23 protein-coding genes are annotated in these 15,819 nt (G+C 26.9%); 20 read left to right on the top strand and 3 right to left on the bottom strand.

The annotated features are described in order from the left end of the window. The first annotated feature begins 46 nt into the window (after positions 1-46). Positions 47-226 (top strand): hypothetical protein, encoded by a 180-nt coding sequence (locus tag UUR8_RS03790; RefSeq protein WP_230438553.1) that lies wholly within the window; start codon positions 47-49, stop codon positions 224-226. A 94-nt stretch (positions 227-320) separates the two neighbouring features. Here UUR8_RS03790 and UUR8_RS02075 read toward each other — a convergent pair whose 3' ends face one another. Together UUR8_RS02075 and UUR8_RS03785 are read right to left on the bottom strand one after the other, a co-directional pair. Next, positions 321-743, bottom strand: a complete 423-nt coding sequence (locus UUR8_RS02075; RefSeq protein WP_004025497.1) for a DUF1410 domain-containing protein — start codon at positions 741-743, stop codon at positions 321-323. Between the two features lie 243 nt (positions 744-986). Then, positions 987-1,739: a hypothetical protein gene (locus UUR8_RS03785; protein WP_004025500.1), complete on the bottom strand. Its 753-nt coding sequence runs from the start codon at positions 1,737-1,739 to the stop codon at positions 987-989. 394 nt (positions 1,740-2,133) lie between these two features. Between UUR8_RS03785 and UUR8_RS03780 the strand changes: the two genes are divergently transcribed. Further along, positions 2,134-4,470 carry an MBA family surface membrane protein gene (locus tag UUR8_RS03780; protein ID WP_004025498.1) on the top strand — a complete coding sequence of 779 codons (2,337 nt, stop codon included), beginning with the start codon at positions 2,134-2,136 and terminating at the stop codon, positions 4,468-4,470. A 98-nt stretch (positions 4,471-4,568) separates the two neighbouring features. Here UUR8_RS03780 and UUR8_RS03650 read toward each other — a convergent pair whose 3' ends face one another. Beyond that, positions 4,569-4,760 (bottom strand): hypothetical protein, encoded by a 192-nt coding sequence (locus UUR8_RS03650; protein WP_155105087.1) that lies wholly within the window; start codon positions 4,758-4,760, stop codon positions 4,569-4,571. On the opposite strand from UUR8_RS03650, the gene UUR8_RS02060 reads away from it, so the two are divergent. The 18 genes from UUR8_RS02060 (at position 4,738) to UUR8_RS01980 (ending at position 15,305) form a co-directional block, all read left to right on the top strand. Further along, complete coding sequence (locus tag UUR8_RS02060; protein ID WP_004025916.1) at positions 4,738-5,544, top strand: DUF1410 domain-containing protein; 807 nt, start codon at positions 4,738-4,740, stop codon at positions 5,542-5,544. The two genes, UUR8_RS03650 and UUR8_RS02060, sit on opposite strands and share 23 nt — an antisense overlap. Before the next feature lie 92 nt (positions 5,545-5,636). Then, positions 5,637-6,929 (top strand): coiled-coil domain-containing protein, encoded by a 1,293-nt coding sequence (locus tag UUR8_RS02055; protein WP_004025614.1) that lies wholly within the window; start codon positions 5,637-5,639, stop codon positions 6,927-6,929. A gap of 292 nt (positions 6,930-7,221) precedes the next feature. Continuing rightward, positions 7,222-7,509 carry a hypothetical protein gene (locus tag UUR8_RS02050; RefSeq protein ID WP_004025501.1) on the top strand — a complete coding sequence of 96 codons (288 nt, stop codon included), beginning with the start codon at positions 7,222-7,224 and terminating at the stop codon, positions 7,507-7,509. A 291-nt stretch (positions 7,510-7,800) separates the two neighbouring features. After that, the gene (locus UUR8_RS02045) at positions 7,801-8,622 is read left to right on the top strand and encodes a DUF1410 domain-containing protein (RefSeq protein ID WP_004025499.1); all 822 of its coding nucleotides are present in this window, start codon (positions 7,801-7,803) and stop codon (positions 8,620-8,622) included. A 279-nt stretch (positions 8,623-8,901) separates the two neighbouring features. Continuing rightward, entirely contained in the window at positions 8,902-9,450 is a 549-nt protein-coding gene (locus UUR8_RS02040) for a hypothetical protein (RefSeq protein WP_004026212.1), read from the top strand. Positions 9,451-9,738: 288 nt separating this feature from the next. After that, positions 9,739-10,506 carry a tyrosine-type recombinase/integrase gene (locus tag UUR8_RS02035; protein WP_004026204.1) on the top strand — a complete coding sequence of 256 codons (768 nt, stop codon included), beginning with the start codon at positions 9,739-9,741 and terminating at the stop codon, positions 10,504-10,506. After that, positions 10,496-11,122, top strand: a complete 627-nt coding sequence (locus UUR8_RS02030; RefSeq protein WP_004025921.1) for a hypothetical protein — start codon at positions 10,496-10,498, stop codon at positions 11,120-11,122. The genes UUR8_RS02035 and UUR8_RS02030 overlap by 11 nt, the downstream gene beginning before the upstream one ends. Next, positions 11,106-11,279 (top strand): hypothetical protein, encoded by a 174-nt coding sequence (locus tag UUR8_RS03705; protein ID WP_004026028.1) that lies wholly within the window; start codon positions 11,106-11,108, stop codon positions 11,277-11,279. The genes UUR8_RS02030 and UUR8_RS03705 overlap by 17 nt, the downstream gene beginning before the upstream one ends. A 1-nt stretch (position 11,280) precedes the next feature. Beyond that, the gene (locus UUR8_RS02025) at positions 11,281-11,622 is read left to right on the top strand and encodes a hypothetical protein (protein WP_004025751.1); all 342 of its coding nucleotides are present in this window, start codon (positions 11,281-11,283) and stop codon (positions 11,620-11,622) included. 5 nt (positions 11,623-11,627) lie between these two features. Further along, positions 11,628-11,924: a hypothetical protein gene (locus UUR8_RS02020; RefSeq protein ID WP_004025670.1), complete on the top strand. Its 297-nt coding sequence runs from the start codon at positions 11,628-11,630 to the stop codon at positions 11,922-11,924. Between the two features lie 6 nt (positions 11,925-11,930). Next, positions 11,931-12,167 carry a hypothetical protein gene (locus UUR8_RS02015; RefSeq protein ID WP_004026929.1) on the top strand — a complete coding sequence of 79 codons (237 nt, stop codon included), beginning with the start codon at positions 11,931-11,933 and terminating at the stop codon, positions 12,165-12,167. Continuing rightward, positions 12,124-12,306, top strand: a complete 183-nt coding sequence (locus UUR8_RS02010; protein ID WP_004025899.1) for a hypothetical protein — start codon at positions 12,124-12,126, stop codon at positions 12,304-12,306. Before UUR8_RS02015 ends, UUR8_RS02010 begins: the two co-directional genes overlap by 44 nt. Then, positions 12,299-12,535 (top strand): hypothetical protein, encoded by a 237-nt coding sequence (locus UUR8_RS02005; protein WP_004026113.1) that lies wholly within the window; start codon positions 12,299-12,301, stop codon positions 12,533-12,535. The genes UUR8_RS02010 and UUR8_RS02005 overlap by 8 nt, the downstream gene beginning before the upstream one ends. Next, entirely contained in the window at positions 12,525-12,860 is a 336-nt protein-coding gene (locus UUR8_RS02000) for a hypothetical protein (protein ID WP_004026070.1), read from the top strand. The genes UUR8_RS02005 and UUR8_RS02000 overlap by 11 nt, the downstream gene beginning before the upstream one ends. Then, complete coding sequence (bet, locus tag UUR8_RS01995) at positions 12,860-13,516, top strand: phage recombination protein Bet (protein WP_004025556.1); 657 nt, start codon at positions 12,860-12,862, stop codon at positions 13,514-13,516. The genes UUR8_RS02000 and bet overlap by 1 nt, the downstream gene beginning before the upstream one ends. Beyond that, positions 13,506-14,195, top strand: a complete 690-nt coding sequence (locus UUR8_RS01990; protein WP_004026102.1) for a hypothetical protein — start codon at positions 13,506-13,508, stop codon at positions 14,193-14,195. The genes bet and UUR8_RS01990 overlap by 11 nt, the downstream gene beginning before the upstream one ends. Then, positions 14,185-14,646 carry a hypothetical protein gene (locus UUR8_RS01985; RefSeq protein WP_004025662.1) on the top strand — a complete coding sequence of 154 codons (462 nt, stop codon included), beginning with the start codon at positions 14,185-14,187 and terminating at the stop codon, positions 14,644-14,646. The genes UUR8_RS01990 and UUR8_RS01985 overlap by 11 nt, the downstream gene beginning before the upstream one ends. Then, positions 14,628-15,305 carry a hypothetical protein gene (locus UUR8_RS01980; protein WP_004025947.1) on the top strand — a complete coding sequence of 226 codons (678 nt, stop codon included), beginning with the start codon at positions 14,628-14,630 and terminating at the stop codon, positions 15,303-15,305. The genes UUR8_RS01985 and UUR8_RS01980 overlap by 19 nt, the downstream gene beginning before the upstream one ends. Positions 15,306-15,819 lie beyond the last annotated feature (514 nt).

Genomic DNA, 15,819 nt, shown 5'->3' with positions numbered 1-15,819 from the left:
TGGAGTTGTTTCGCCTTTTTTAGTAACTTCTAAGTTAAATACTTTTTTGTTAGAATCCGCTAATTCTAATTTACTAAAAACTAATGAAACTGTTCCTTCATCTTTTTTGTTTTTATCTTTTGTAAATGTAACATTACTTACAATTGCTTCATCTTTTTTGGGCGTTGGAGTCGGAGTAGGTGATGGTGTAGGTGTGTTTCCAAAGTCTACTTTGTCTGTTTGATAATTAAAATTCTAAAAATTATCAGTTTTAAGGTAATAAAAAATAGCCCAATTTTGAGCTATTTAATTTATTTTTTAGAAAATTTGTAACTAGATAATTATTTTTCAGTTGATCCACCTTCTGTGCTACCTGTTTCAGGTTTTTTAGAAGCTTCTACTTTTAATTCTTTATTTTTAATTTCGTCATTTAAACTAACTTCATTACCATTTAAAGTTAATTTAGTTACTTTATAAGTTCCTTCATTTAACTCATTTAAATCAGCTGTTGCACTTAATTTATCTTCACTTAATACTAAGTCAACTTCTTTTGTTTCACTATCTTTAGTTAAAGTTAATTTTAATGATTTTTGATTTTCATCTTTTAGTTGAACTGCTAAGGTAAATGTTAATTTAACTTTTGCTGTTTTTGCTTGTGCATTAACTTCACTAAATTTAACACTACTTACAACCGCTTCATCTTTTTTAGGTGTGGGTGTTGGTTGTGGAGTTGGAGTTGGTGCAGGCGCATTTTCAAAGTCCACTTTTTCTCTTTGATAATTCAAATTCTAAAAATTATCAATTTTAAACAATAGAAAAAACATTTGAAATAAAGTATTTATTTTTTATATTTCATATTAATTTTCCATTATTTTTTTGATCTAAATTTTATTAAATAAACAATTATAAGAGTCGTTTTTTATTTTGATTTTTGTAATCTTATATGTTTTGTTGGGATAAAAAAATAGCCCAATTCATAGGCTATTAATCTCTTTATATATAAATAATTAAAAAGGCACTTTTTTAAAAAAAATATAAATTTTATTTTCCTGGTTTTGTAGTTTCACCACTTCCTGGTTTTGTAGTTTCACCACTTCCTGGTTTTGTAGTTTCACCACTTCCTGGTTTTGTAGTTTCACCACTTCCTGGTTTTGTAGTTTCACCACTTCCTGGTTTTGTAGTTTCACCACTTCCTGGTTTTGTAGTTTCACCACTTCCTGGTTTTGTAGTTTCACCACTTCCTGGTTTTGTAGTTTCACCACTTCCTGGTTTTGTAGTTTCACCACTTCCTGGTTTTGTAGTTTCACCACTTCCTGGTTTTGTAGTTTCACCACTTCCTGGTTTTGTAGTTTCACCACTTCCTGGTTTTGTAGTTTCACCACTTCCTGGTTTTGTAGTTTCACCACTTCCTGGTTTTGTAGTTTCACCACTTCCTGGTTTTGTAGTTTCACCACTTCCTGGTTTTGTAGTTTCACCACTTCCTGGTTTTGTAGTTTCACCACTTCCTGGTTTTGTAGTTTCACCACTTCCTGGTTTTGTAGTTTCACCACTTCCTGGTTTTGTAGTTTCACCACTTCCTGGTTTTGTAGTTTCACCACTTCCTGGTTTTGTAGTTTCACCACTTCCTGGTTTTGTAGTTTCACCACTTCCTGGTTTTGTAGTTTCACCACTTCCTGGTTTTGTAGTTTCACCACTTCCTGGTTTTGTAGTTTCACCACTTCCTGGTTTTGTAGTTTCACCACTTCCTGGTTTTGTTTCAAAACCTATATTTTCTGTTTGATAATTAAAATAATAAAACTTAGTGTAAAAATAGGAACAAAAAATTATAAAATTCAAAATAAACATTAATTTTTATTAACAACTTTATTTTTAATTAAAAATTTCTTCAAAAAACACATTAAAAAAAAAAAAAAAACTAATAAAAATTATAAAATTAAATTGCAAGTGTTAAGCGAAAGACATTTGCAATCTTCATATGTTTTCGTTAAAATTAAAATTCCTATTAAAAACAACATGAGATTAAACAAAATCTTAATGTTGTTATTATCTATACATTCTAAAGAAAAATATATTTGCAAAACTATAAATAGACACAAAAAACAATAGAATAATAAAACTAAATTTCATATTTAGTTTATTAGGAGATCGTTATAAATGAAATTATTAAAAAATAAGAAATTTTGAGCAATTACACTAGGGGTAACTTTAGTGGGAGCAGGGGTAGTTGCTGTGGCAGCTTCATGTTCTAGCTCAAATGTTAAATCTAAATTAAGTAGTCAACTTGTTAAATCAAAAGACGAAAAGAGCTTTTACGCTGTTTACGACATTGAAAATTTCGATGATTTAACTGAAAATGATAAAAAAGCATTAAACGAAGCTGAATTCAATGTTGCAATTACATCAGCTGAAAATAAAACAGAAAACGCAACAACAAAAGGTCACTTACTTAACAAAAAAATCTATGTTAAATTACCACGTGAACCAAAAGCTAAAGAACAATTAACTATTATTAATAAAGGTGGCTTACTAAAAACTGCATCTTTAGTATTACCTGATAATTTTAATTATCAAACAGAAAAAGTGGAGTTTGAAAACACACCTACACCATCACCTACTCCAACACCTAAAAAAGACGAAGCAGTTGTAAGTAGTGTTGAATTTAAAAAAGTTGAAAATAAAAAAGATGAGGCAACAGTTTCATTAGTTTTTAGTAAATTAGAATTAGCAGATGCTAGCAAAAAAATATTTGTTTTAGAAGTTACTAAAAAAGGTGAAACAGCACCAATTCAAGCAAGCGATTTAAAATATGATGAAGCATCTAAAACTTTAAGTGGAAAGTTATCTAACTTAAAAGAAGGTACTTATAATTTATCTAAATTAACTTTAAATGGTAATGAAGTTAGTTTAAGCGAAGAAATTAAAAAAGTTGAACTAAAAGTTGGACCAATTAATGAACAAAGTGCCCAACCATCAAATCTGCAAAAAGATAAAGAAGAAAAAGTTAAGGCTGTTAAAGCTAAATTAGATGCTGCAGAAAAAGAATTGACAACAGCTAAATCTGATGTTGAAACTAAACAAAAAGCTGTTGATGCTGCTAAAACTAAACTAGATCAAGCAACTAAAGAATCAACTGATGCAAATCAATCATTAGAAACAGCTAAAGAAAATCAAAAAACAAAACAACAAGCTGTAGATTCAGCTAAAGAAGAATTAAAAGTAGCTGAAGGTTCTACAGAAAATAAAGAAGAAAAAGTTAAGGCTGTTAAAGCTAAATTAGATGCTGCAGAAAAAGAATTGACAACAGCTAAATCTGATGTTGAAACTAAACAAAAAGCTGTTGATGCTGCTAAAACTAAACTAGATCAAGCAACTAAAGAATCAACTGATGCAAATCAATCATTAGAAACAGCTAAAGAAAATCAAAAAACAAAACAACAAGCTGTAGATTCAGCTAAAGAAGAATTAAAAGTAGCTGAAGGTTCTACAGAAAATAAAGAAGAAAAAGTTAAGGCTGTTAAAGCTAAATTAGATGCTGCAGAAAAAGAATTAACAACAGCTAAATCTGATGTTGAAACTAAACAAAAAGCTGTTGATGCTGCTAAAACTAAACTAGATCAAGCAACTAAAGAATCAACTGATGCAAATCAATCATTAGAAACAGCTAAAGAAAATCAAAAAACAAAACAACAAGCTGTAGATTCAGCTAAAGAAGAATTAAAAGTAGCTGAAGGTTCTACAGAAAATAAAGAAGAAAAAGTTAAGGCTGTTAAAGCTAAATTAGATGCTGCAGAAAAAGAATTAACAACAGCTAAATCTGATGTTGAAACTAAACAAAAAGCTGTTGATGCTGCTAAAACTAAACTAGATCAAGCAACTAAAGAATCAACTGATGCAAATCAATCATTAGAAACAGCTAAAGAAAATCAAAAAACAAAACAACAAGCTGTAGATTCAGCTAAAGAAGAATTAAAAGTAGCTGAAGGTTCTACAGAAAATAAAGAAGAAAAAGTTAAGGCTGTTAAAGCTAAATTAGATGCTGCAGAAAAAGAATTAACAACAGCTAAATCTGATGTTGAAACTAAACAAAAAGCTGTTGATGCTGCTAAAACTAAACTAGATCAAGCAACTAAAGAATCAACTGATGCAAATCAATCATTAGAAACAGCTAAAGAAAATCAAAAAACAAAACAACAAGCTGTAGATTCAGCTAAAGAAGAATTAAAAGTAGCTGAAGGTTCTACAGAAAATAAAGAAGAAAAAGTTAAGGCTGTTAAAGCTAAATTAGATGCTGCAGAAAAAGAATTAACAACAGCTAAATCTGATGTTGAAACTAAACAAAAAGCTGTTGATGCTGCTAAAACTAAACTAGATCAAGCAACTAAAGAATCAACTGATGCAAATCAATCATTAGAAACAGCTAAAGAAAATCAAAAAACAAAACAACAAGCAGTAGATTCAGCTAAAGAAGAATTAAAAGTTCTTCAAGCATAAAAAAATAATTAATAAATACCATTCAAGAATCTTAAAAATAAGATGCCTTTGTTTGGTATTTTTTTTATTACCTAAAACTAATAATTTTAGAATTTTAATTATCAAACAGAAAAAGTAGACTTTGGAAATACACCTACACCATCACCTACTCCGACTCCAACGCCAACTCCAGAACCTAAAAAAGATGAAGCGGTTGTAAGTAGTGTTAAATTTACAAAAGATGAAAAGAAATCAAATGAAGCAGTAGTTTCATTAGTTTTTAGTAAGTTGGAATTAGCGGATTCTAGCAAAAAAGCATTTAATTTAGAAGTTATTAAAAAAGGTGATACAAATCCAATCAAAGTAAGTGATTTAAACTATGATGAAACTTCTAAAACTTTAAGTGGAAAATTATCTAGTTTAAAAGAAGGTAGTTATACTTTATCTAAATTGACTTTAAATGACAATGAAATTAGTCTAAGTGACGAACTTAAAAAAGTTGAATTAAAAGTTGAAGCAACTAATGAGCAAAATGACCAACAATCAGATCCAAAAGAAAATGATAAAGAAGCAAAAGTTAAACAAGCACAAACTAAATTAACTGAAGCAACTAATGCATTAACTAAAGCACAAACTGATTTAAAAACTGCTGAAGATGAACTTAATAAACTAAAAACAGATAAGGCAGAACAAGCTAAGATTGATGCTGCACAAACAAAAGTTAATGCTGCTAAACAAGATGTTCAAGCTAAAACTAAAGCAAAAAATGATGCTCAAGCTGAATTAGATAAATTAACTAATTCAAATGATAATCAACCATCAGATCCAAAAGAAAATGATAAAGAAGCAAAAGTTAAACAAGCACAAACTAAATTAACTGAAGCAACTAATGCATTAACTAAAGCACAAACTGATTTAAAAACTGCTGAAGATGAACTTAATAAACTAAAAACAGATAAGGCAGAACAAGCTAAGATTGATGCTGCACAAACAAAAGTTAATGCTGCTAAACAAGATGTTCAAGCTAAAACTAAAGCAAAAAATGATGCTCAAGCTGAATTAGATAAATTAACTAATTCGAATGATAAAATGTAATCATATTTAAAAAAATAAATGGTCCATTTGGGCTATTTTTTATTACCTTTAAAACTGATAATTTTTAGAATTTTAATTATCAAACAGAAAAAGTGGACTTTGGAAATGCGCCTACACCATCACCTACTCCGACTCCAACGCCAACTCCAGAACCTACACCAACACCTAAAAAAGATGAAGTAGTTATAAGTAATGTTACATTTACAAAAGATGAAAAGAAAAAAGATGAAGCAACAGTTTCATTAGTTTTTAGTAAATTAGAATTAGCAGATTCTAGCAAAAAATTATTTAGTTTAGAGATTACTAAAAAAGATGATACAAATCCAATCAAAGCAAGTGATTTAAAATATGATGAAGCATCTAAAACATTAACTGGTAAATTGACTAATTTAACAAAAGGTGAATACAGTATTTCTAAATTAACATTAAATAATAATGAAATCAATTTAAATGATACAGTTAAGAATAGTAAATTATTAATTGAAGACCAAAATAATAATGGAAATGGTGGAAACGAACAAGGAGGTCAACCATCAAATCCTAATAAAGATGAAAAAATTCAAAAAGCTGAAGAAAAATTAGCTAAGGCTAAAGAAGAATTAAACAAAGTAAATGAATTAGTTACAACAAAAGACACTGCTGTTAAAGAAGCTACAAAAGCATTAGAAACTGCTAAAGCTGATGCTAAAACAAAAGAAGCAGCTGTAACAACTGCAACTCGTGAATTAGAAGAAGCTAAGAAATCAAACGAAGCTAATAAAGATGAAAAAATTCAAAAAGCTGAAGAAAAATTAGCTAAGGCTAAAGAAGAATTAAACAAAGTAAATGAATTAGTTACAACAAAAGACACTGCTGTTAAAGAAGCTACAAAAGCATTAGAAACTGCTAAAGCTGATGCTAAAACAAAAGAAGCAGCTGTAACAACTGCAACTCATGAATTAGAAGAAGCTAAGAAATCAAACGAAGCTAATAAAGATGAAAAAATTCAAAAAGCTGAAGAAAAATTAGCTAAGGCTAAAGAAGAATTAAACAAAGTAAATGAATTAGTTACAACAAAAGACACTGCTGTTAAAGAAGCTACAAAAGCATTAGAAACTGCTAAAGCTGATGCTAAAACAAAAGAAGCAGCTGTAACAACTGCAACTCGTGAATTAGAAGAAGCTAAGAAATCAAACGAAGCTAATAAAGATGAAAAAATTCAAAAAGCTGAAGAAAAATTAGCTAAGGCTAAAGAAGAATTAAACAAAGTAAATGAATTAGTTACAACAAAAGACACTGCTGTTAAAGAAGCTACAAAAGCATTAGAAACTGCTAAAGCTGATGCTAAAACAAAAGAAGCAGCTGTAACAACTGCAACTCGTGAATTAGAAGAAGCTAAAAAGTAAAAATTAATCATTAAATACCATTCAAAAATCTTAAATATAAGATACCTTTGATTGGTATTTTTTATTGCTTAAAATTGATAATTTTTAGAATTTTAATTATCAAACAGAAAAAGTAGACTTTGAAAATGCGCCTACACCAACTCCAGAACCTACTCCAACACCTACACCAAAAGAAGATAAAGCAATTGTAAGTAATGTTGAGTTTAGCGAAGTTAATGCACAAACAAAAACAGCAAAAGTTAAATTAACATTTGCCTCAGCAGTTCAACTAAAAGACGAAAGCCAAAAATCATTGAAATTAACTTTAACTAAAGATAGTGAAACAAAAGAAGTTGACTTAGTATTAAGTCAAGATAAATTAAGTGCAACAGCTGATTTAAATGTGTTAAATGAAGGAACTTATAAAGTAACTAAATTAACTTTAAATGGTAATGAAGTTAGTTTAAATGACGAAATTAAAAATAAAGAATTAAAAGTAGAAGCTTCTAAAAAACCTGAAACAGGTAGCACAGAAGGTGGATCAACTGAAGGTAAAAAACCTGAAACAGGTAGCACAGAAGGTGGATCAACTGAAAAATAATTATCTAGTTACAAATTTTCTAAAAAATAAATTAAATAGCTCAAAATTGGGCTATTTTTTATTACCTTAAAAACTGATAATTTTTAGAATTTTAATTATCAAACAGAAAAAGTAGACTTTGAAAATGCGCCTACACCAACTCCAGAACCTACTCCAACACCTACACCAAAAGAAGATAAAGCAATTGTAAGTAATGTTGAGTTTAGCGAAGTTAATGCACAAACAAAAACAGCAAAAGTTAAATTAACATTTGCCTCAGCAGTTCAACTAAAAGACGAAAGCCAAAAATCATTGAAATTAACTTTAACTAAAGATAGTGAAACAAAAGAAGTTGACTTAGTATTAAGTGAAGATAAATTAAGTGCAACAGCTGATTTAAGTGAGTTAAGTGAAGGAACTTACAAAGTTTCTAAATTAACATTAAATAATGTTGAAGTTAGTCTAAGTGACGAACTTAAAAAAGTTGAAATGACTCCAACACCTAAAAAAAATGAAGCTATAGCAAGTGGAGTAAAAATTGGCGAAGTTAAAAATGGCGTTGCATATATTGAAGTTACATTTAGCAAATTTGAACTAGCAGATCAAAATAAAAAAGACTTTGTTTTAGAAGTTAATAAGAATCAAAATGGCACTTCAGCATCTATTAAAGCAACTGATTTAACTTACAATGAACAAACTAAAACACTTAGTGGCAAATTAAACGGACTAGAATCAAATACAAATTATGAGATTTCAAAACTTACTTTAAATGGTAATGAAATTAAATTCGATCAAGAAGAATTATTAAAATCATATGTTGATCAAGCTAAATTAATTATGTCGTTTAACAAAAATGATAAAAAAGTTAATATAAAATTAGAAAACTTTAATATTTTAGATTCTTTTCAAAATAATCAACCGTTATTAACGTTTGATATAGAAATAACAAAAAAAGATGGCATAACACAAGTTGTTCACAAATCATTAACAAAAAATCAATTACTAAATAAAGATGGTTTAGAAATTGATTTAAAAGATAAAATGAATGGAACAAATGTTAATTATGAAGTTAAATTAACAAATGCTAAATTACTAAATATTTCTATAAAGGAAAAAGCTATAGAAACAAAATAATTAGAGTAATAATAGCCTAAGACTAGGCTATTTTTTATTGTTTAAAACTAATAATTTTAGAATTTTAATTATCAAACAGAAAAAGTAAACTTTGGAAATGCACCTACTCCAACACTTGCACCAAAAGAAGATAAAGCAGTTGTAAGTAGTGTTGAATTAGTATACAAAGAAACTGCTTCACTTTATTCAATTCGCGCAAGATGAAATGGTTATAAATGAATTTATGTAAACGAATGTGAAAATAAGACGATTAAAGAAATTGAACATGAAATTGGATTATTGAATGATCAAGCAAGAGTTTATGATAAATATAAAGATCGAGAATGAATTAATCATAGTTATCCTATAACTAAAGAAGATATTGATTATTATTTTAAATTTAATTCTAAATTAACAAAAGATAAAAATGGTAAACCATTAAGTGAAGATGAAATTAAAAAATTAAAAGAAGAAGAATTCAAAAGAGTAGTGGAAGATTATAAAATAAAGATCCAAACTGATTATTGAATTATTTTAATGTGTATTTTAAGATTGGTTGATAAGCCTCGTGCTCAAAAAAATTTAACACCATTTGATCAAAAAAACGAAAATAATGAGTATGTTTGATCAGAACAAGAACTAAGAACGTTACAAAGTGAAGCAACTAAAATTGCAGGCAAGGCAGCTACTAATGAATCTGATTTAAATAACGCTTTTGGCGAAAAAAATCATTCATTAGATGATCGTAAGGCTGTGATGGAAGGAATTGCAGATGATTTGTTTAAAATACGCAATGAAATAGATAAAGAATTGGAACGTCGTGAAAATGAATATATCAAACAAAAATAAATAACCAAAAGCATAAATATTAATTATTTTGGTTATATATTTCGATGTTGAAAATTTGATTATTTCAACATAATTATTTAAGGGTTTTAATAAAAATATCAAAAATAATGTTTTTGAATACAAATTCCAAAAAATTTTTATATCAAATTAACTAATATAAAAATTTCATTATCGAATATTAGTAAAAAGCAACGAAAGTTGTTGATTTTTGCGTCTTTATATGCACCAAAAAGGTCCAATAATCACGATTATTAAACTTTATGTATATGGTCTTAGGAGCGACAAAGTATGATAAACAAATTTCTACAAAGTATTAAAAAACGTAATTTATCAAAAAATACATATTTAACTTATGAATCACATTTAAGAAAGTTTAAGGTGCAAGAGCAAAGTTTTAAACAGATTATTAAGCAATTATTAAATAACAATTACAAACCAAAAAGTCTAAAATTAGCTAAGTCAATTTTAAGTGAGTATTGAAAATTTACTAAACAATACCAGTATGTGCAAGACTTGCAAGAAATAAAATTAAGCAAAGAACAAAAAAGTTATAAAAAAATCTTTAGTTTAAATGAAATACAAAGATGTTTAAAAATTAATAAACAAGATACTAAACAGATTAAGTTTTATAAAACGATTTTATTATTCTATGCCACAACTGGAATTAGAGCAATGGAAATCTATCAACTTAAACAAATAAACAATGACTTATTCGTAATCAGTGGCAAAGGTAATAAGAACAGACAAATTTGCTATATTGAACATCTGTGAAATAACATTAAAAACAAAAAACTACCATCAACTAAAACATTACGTAAATATCTAAAAGTATTTTTTGATAATAAAAACGTTTCATTACATACGCTAAGACGTAGTTTTATTACAAACTTTTTAACTAGCAATGATAACTATAAACGTGGTGATATGTTAAAAATTGTCCAAGATTTAGTTGGTCATGAAAACATTCAAACAACACTACAATATGTACAGATCACAAAAGAACAAGTGGACGACGTTTATAAAAAATTTTTTAAGGAATTTGAAAATGATAAATAATATTTTTAATAAAAAGTTGTTAGTTTACAACGAAAAAGATCAACGTTGGTATAACAAATTTGATAGAACTAAACCTTTATTTTCACCAAGTAGACTATTAAGTTTTAAAAATTACATTTTTGAAAAAATACCAGCAAAAAATCTAGAATATCCGATTGAGTTTGGAACTAGTTTAATGCAAATCATTCAATACTATTTTGAAAATCAATCAAAATTAGATGTCATTTTAAATAGTATTAATGAAGAAAAATTAAAAGAAGTCTTTTTATTGTTTTTAGACTATTTAAAAACAAATGATTATTCACTAATCGCTGTTGAATTACATTTATTTAGTCCAAAACTAAACCATTACTGACATGGTTTTGCTGATGTTGTTGTTAAAACCAAAGATGATAAGTATAAAGTACTTGAAATCAAAACACACAACGAAATCCAATCAGTGCCATCTTGAAAGTTTCAAGCTGGTGTATATGATTACATCATCAGCCAAGAATTAAGCAATTACGAACCATCAGCTATACTAGCATTTAGTCGTAAACAAGCAAAGTTAAGCGTTTATGAAAATGATTCATTAGATTTAAGTTTTATTAATAAAATCAATGAACTATATTCTTAATAAAAACAAAAAAGTAAGCTTAACTGAACTAATGAATCAACAACCACATTGATACTTAGAAGAACTACAAGAACATTTAATTAAATATCTTGATACAAACGGACTAAACGACACTAAAAAACTAATTAAACAAACAATTAAAGAATGGAAAAAATAATATGGATAAAATTAAAAATTATCTAGAAAAATTACAAGCGTTTTATAAGTTATATTCTCTTAATTTAACTCAAGGAACAGAAATTTTAATTATTCAAATCATTGATAAAGGTAATTTAATTTTTGATTCCATTGAAAAAGGTAAAACATTTAACGAAAGTAAAATAATAGAACCACTTTTATTCATTTTTAAAAAAATAAATACAATTTTAGCTATCTTAAAATTAACTTTTACTAAAGATGATTTAATTGGAATTCTACAATCATTAGAAGAGCATATATCAGAATTTATTATTGCAAATTATAAATATGATTTTGAAATCGAAGAAGATGATGAAGATTAATAACAATGGAAAAAATAGTTGGCTTTATTGTGAACATAATTAATGTTCAAAAACAAATGATAAAAGACTTAAAAGAACTAAAAAATCATAAAGACATCATGGTGAAAGACCATGAAAAATTAAATGATATGTTAAATGCCATGATTGATGAAGCAGTTAAAAATTACAAAATTGCATTAAAAAACATAACAGAAATTCTAAACGTTCATTTAAACTGTGTTTTATATAATCACAATCTTAAATGTGGCGTAAAAGATGAAAAATTATTATTACCACTATTTAAAAGAAAGAAAGCGAGTTAATAACTTATGGCAATGCTTTGTATGTGTGATGAATGCCAAGCAATTATTAATTATTATGTTGTACAAATTGAACAATTGTGTAACGAAATTGTAAAAACAAGAAAAAGAGTTGAACCATATAAAAAATTGGGTAAATTGTTTTTTGAAATTATTCAAAATGATTTATTTGAAGCAATAGCTGAAGAAGTGTTTAGAATAGATGAAAAACCAAAACGAAAAACAAATAAAAGAGTATGTAAATAAATTTAAAGATTTGCGTAATCAACTAACAAAAAACAATGACGTTAAAAAAGTTTGCGATTTAATTAATGATTTGTTTTTTGAAGTATATAAAAACAATTTAATAGATGAAGTTATCAAGGAGATTAACAAACATGACTAATTGAGATAAAGAACATGCATTAAGTGAAGAACTAAGACAATTAAAAGATGAGTTCGAAGATTTAATGGATGATTTAGCAAGAATTAATAAAGATTTAGATTTTAATATCTGAGAACGTAAAGACTTAGAATATCGTAAAGCAAGTTATGAGACAGATATCGAAAGTATTAGATTACGAATTAACCAAAAACAAAATGAAATGATGGAGATAATAAAAAATGACAAATAGTATTAAACGTGAAATATTAAGTGCTTTAAATGATGAAACAAAAAAAGTAATTAGCAAATTACAACAAACAAATAATTTAATTAAACAATTAAGCGATGAAAAAAAGACATTAGAACAATATTTAAAAGATAATGTTAACAATCATGAAATCGTTGATTTAGACAGTGATTTAAAAATTAAAATCTATGATTTAACATCTAAGGATAGTATTGTTTTAGATTATGACAAAATCATTACTGATTATAAAGTTGATACAAAAAAATATGAAACGATTAAAAAAGGAACAACATCAACACGAATAACATGAAGTGGAGCAGATAAATAATGGTTAAAGACGATAAATTAGTGCCAAGCATTAGATTATTAACACCAAATGAACTAAGCGAACAATGAGCTAATCCAAATAGCGAAATTAATCAAATCACACGTGCTGTTTTGACCATTCAAGGAATTGATTTAAAAGCCATTGATTTAAACCAAGCAGCACAAATTATTTATTTTTGCCAAGCAAATAATTTAAATCCACTAAACAAAGAAGTTTATTTAATTCAAATGGGTAATCGTTTAGCACCAATTGTTGGTATTCATACTATGACAGAACGTGCTTATAGAACTGAACGATTAGTTGGTATTGTACAAAGTTATAACGATGTTAACAAAAGTGCTAAGACAATACTAACAATCAGATCGCCAGGTTTAAAAGGTCTTGGAACTGTTGAAGCTGAAGTATTTTTAAGCGAATACAGCACGAATAAAAACTTGTGATTAACAAAACCTATTACCATGTTAAAAAAGGTGTCTTTGGCCCACGCATTGCGTTTAAGTGGCTTATTAGCGTTTAAAGGTGATACGCCTTATATTTATGAAGAAATGCAACAAGGCGAAGCAGTGCCAAATAAAAAAATGTTTACACCACCAGTTGCTGAAGTAATTGAACCAGCAGTTGAAAATATAAAGAAAGTAGATTTTAATGAGTTCTAATAACTTTGATAATAATATGCCACGTATTGAATTTAAAAAAATGCCACTAACTTTTATTAGATTAAATACGAAAAAAAGTAATAACGCACCCTTTGTTTCAGGTAGTTTTTGATTAGCAGATAAAGTAAATGCGAACGTTTATTTTAGTGAATATTTAATGGAACGTATTGTTCCATTTGAAAATAACAAAACTAATATCGTTATCTTAGAAAATGTTTCATGTTATATAAATTTTAACTGAGAAGAAAAACGAATTATTATGCGTGTTGTTTCATTTGATAATATTTTTTACAAGCATCAATTAAGCGAACAACAAACTATTGATTTTGTGAGTGCTGAAAAAGAATATAACTATCAAACACAAACAGTTAATTCTTATAGTAATAGTGATGATGAAATTGAAATTATTAACTGATTAGAAAGTGATGAACAAAAAGCATATTTTGATAGTCAGTTAATGTTTATTGATTATAAAAACCAAGGCTTTTTTAAAAATAAAACAATGCCAGATAAACTAAAAAATAACGCTAATGCTTTAGAACTTTATAAACAAATTATTAAATTAGATTTAGAAGCATTTAGTGGTTTATACAACGGCTTAAAACCATTTGAAGCAGCAAATAAATTAATTGAAAAAGGCTATATAACACTTAACGATTTCTTTAAATATGCGATCTAAACAATGACATTTGAGCACACAAGATGCTAATTTAGCAAATAAAAAATATGATTATATTTACTTTAGGGGTGTTAATCAACTTTATTTAAAACGTCTTAAAAAAAGTAGTAATAAGTTTTTTGTTTATAAAAAATGTAAAATCGTACCACGTATGATATCAAAACATTTAAATAACGACCATTTAATTAACGTTAATGATTATGTACCACTAACCAAAGAATTTATTAAAAAAAGCGTTGAAAAAGAAGTTAAACATTATCTAAGGTTTATATCTTATGAAAACAAAACTAAACAAATGCCTGAACTAATTAATTTTTTAGAAAAAACACTTGAAGATAAGTTATTTATTGTCGCAAAAGATTATGACCCTTTATTTTCTGTGTTTTTACGTTATTACATTCAAAGTTTAATAGAAAAATATATTAATGAATTATGAATAAATGAGTGATAGGAATCGATTTATCAACAACAATAACAGGAGTTGCTATTTTAAGAAATGAGCAGATAATTAAAACCTTTGCTGTTGCTTTTGATAATTTTAACGAAAAGAATTTATATAACAACGTTATAAGACTTATTAAAGAAATTAATTTAAATGTTTGATTATTAGCTGATGATGATTATTATATTGGTATTGAAGTTGCTAACTTTTCAAATCCAAAACTAACACAGCGCTTTTCAATTTATGCTGGTATGATTATTGCGTTAATGTCGCAAGTTTTAAGAGATTTTAACGCTGAATTTAAAATGTTTAATGCGAATGCTTGACAGTTAAAAATACCACAAATACAATATAACACATTGCGTAAAGATCGTAAATTAATTACTAAAAATTTAATGATTAAAACATTTAATATTAAAAGTAATTTAAACGAAGACGAATACGACGCCTTAGCGATTGCTTATTTTTATGATAGTATTAATTCAACGCTAGAACAAGAAGAGATAACTAAGGCTAAAAAAGTAGTTAAAATGAATAAAGTTAAACAGCAGTTATCAATTAGTAAAAAGATTAATAAACTGCTTGAAAAGAAAAGCAAACTAAAAAAAGCAACTGCGATATCAAAAGTTGATGAACAAATAGAAGAATTAAAGAAACTAAATAAATAATGTTATAATATTTATCTCGTAGGTAGTCATACTATCATTTGCTAAATAGTATAACTAGAATAAAAAAAAGGTGTTAGTTGAATCTAGCACTTTTTTATTTTAATAATTTAAAACAAATTATATATTATGTTATAATATATATACTAGTACACGTTGATATAACGCTTACGTGTTAAAATAAAATAGCGTTATTCTTTCTCTTCTTTTTTACAAAGATTATTAAAATATTATTTTTTACTTAAAAAATAATCTTTCTGATTTATTAAACAATATTGGACAAATATATTTTTTGCTTAAAGTACGCCCAATGGCGTTGTTTAATTAATCTTTCTCACCACTTATTAAATAAACGACTGCTAAAACGTCATGATAGCGTTTTTTAATTATTTATTTGAATTTTTGAATGTTAAATTTCAAAATAAACTAAGCAAGCCTGATAAACTTGCTTTTTTTATTGTCTTTTGGTATAATATTATTGTCCATTATCTGGTATTTATATTAGGTCTTTGGGCTA

This window comes from Ureaplasma urealyticum serovar 8 str. ATCC 27618, assembly GCF_000169535.1.
Taxonomy (GTDB): Bacteria; Bacillota_I; Bacilli_A; order Mycoplasmatales; family Mycoplasmoidaceae; genus Ureaplasma; species Ureaplasma urealyticum.
This window is presented reverse-complemented; position numbering and strand designations above follow the sequence as displayed.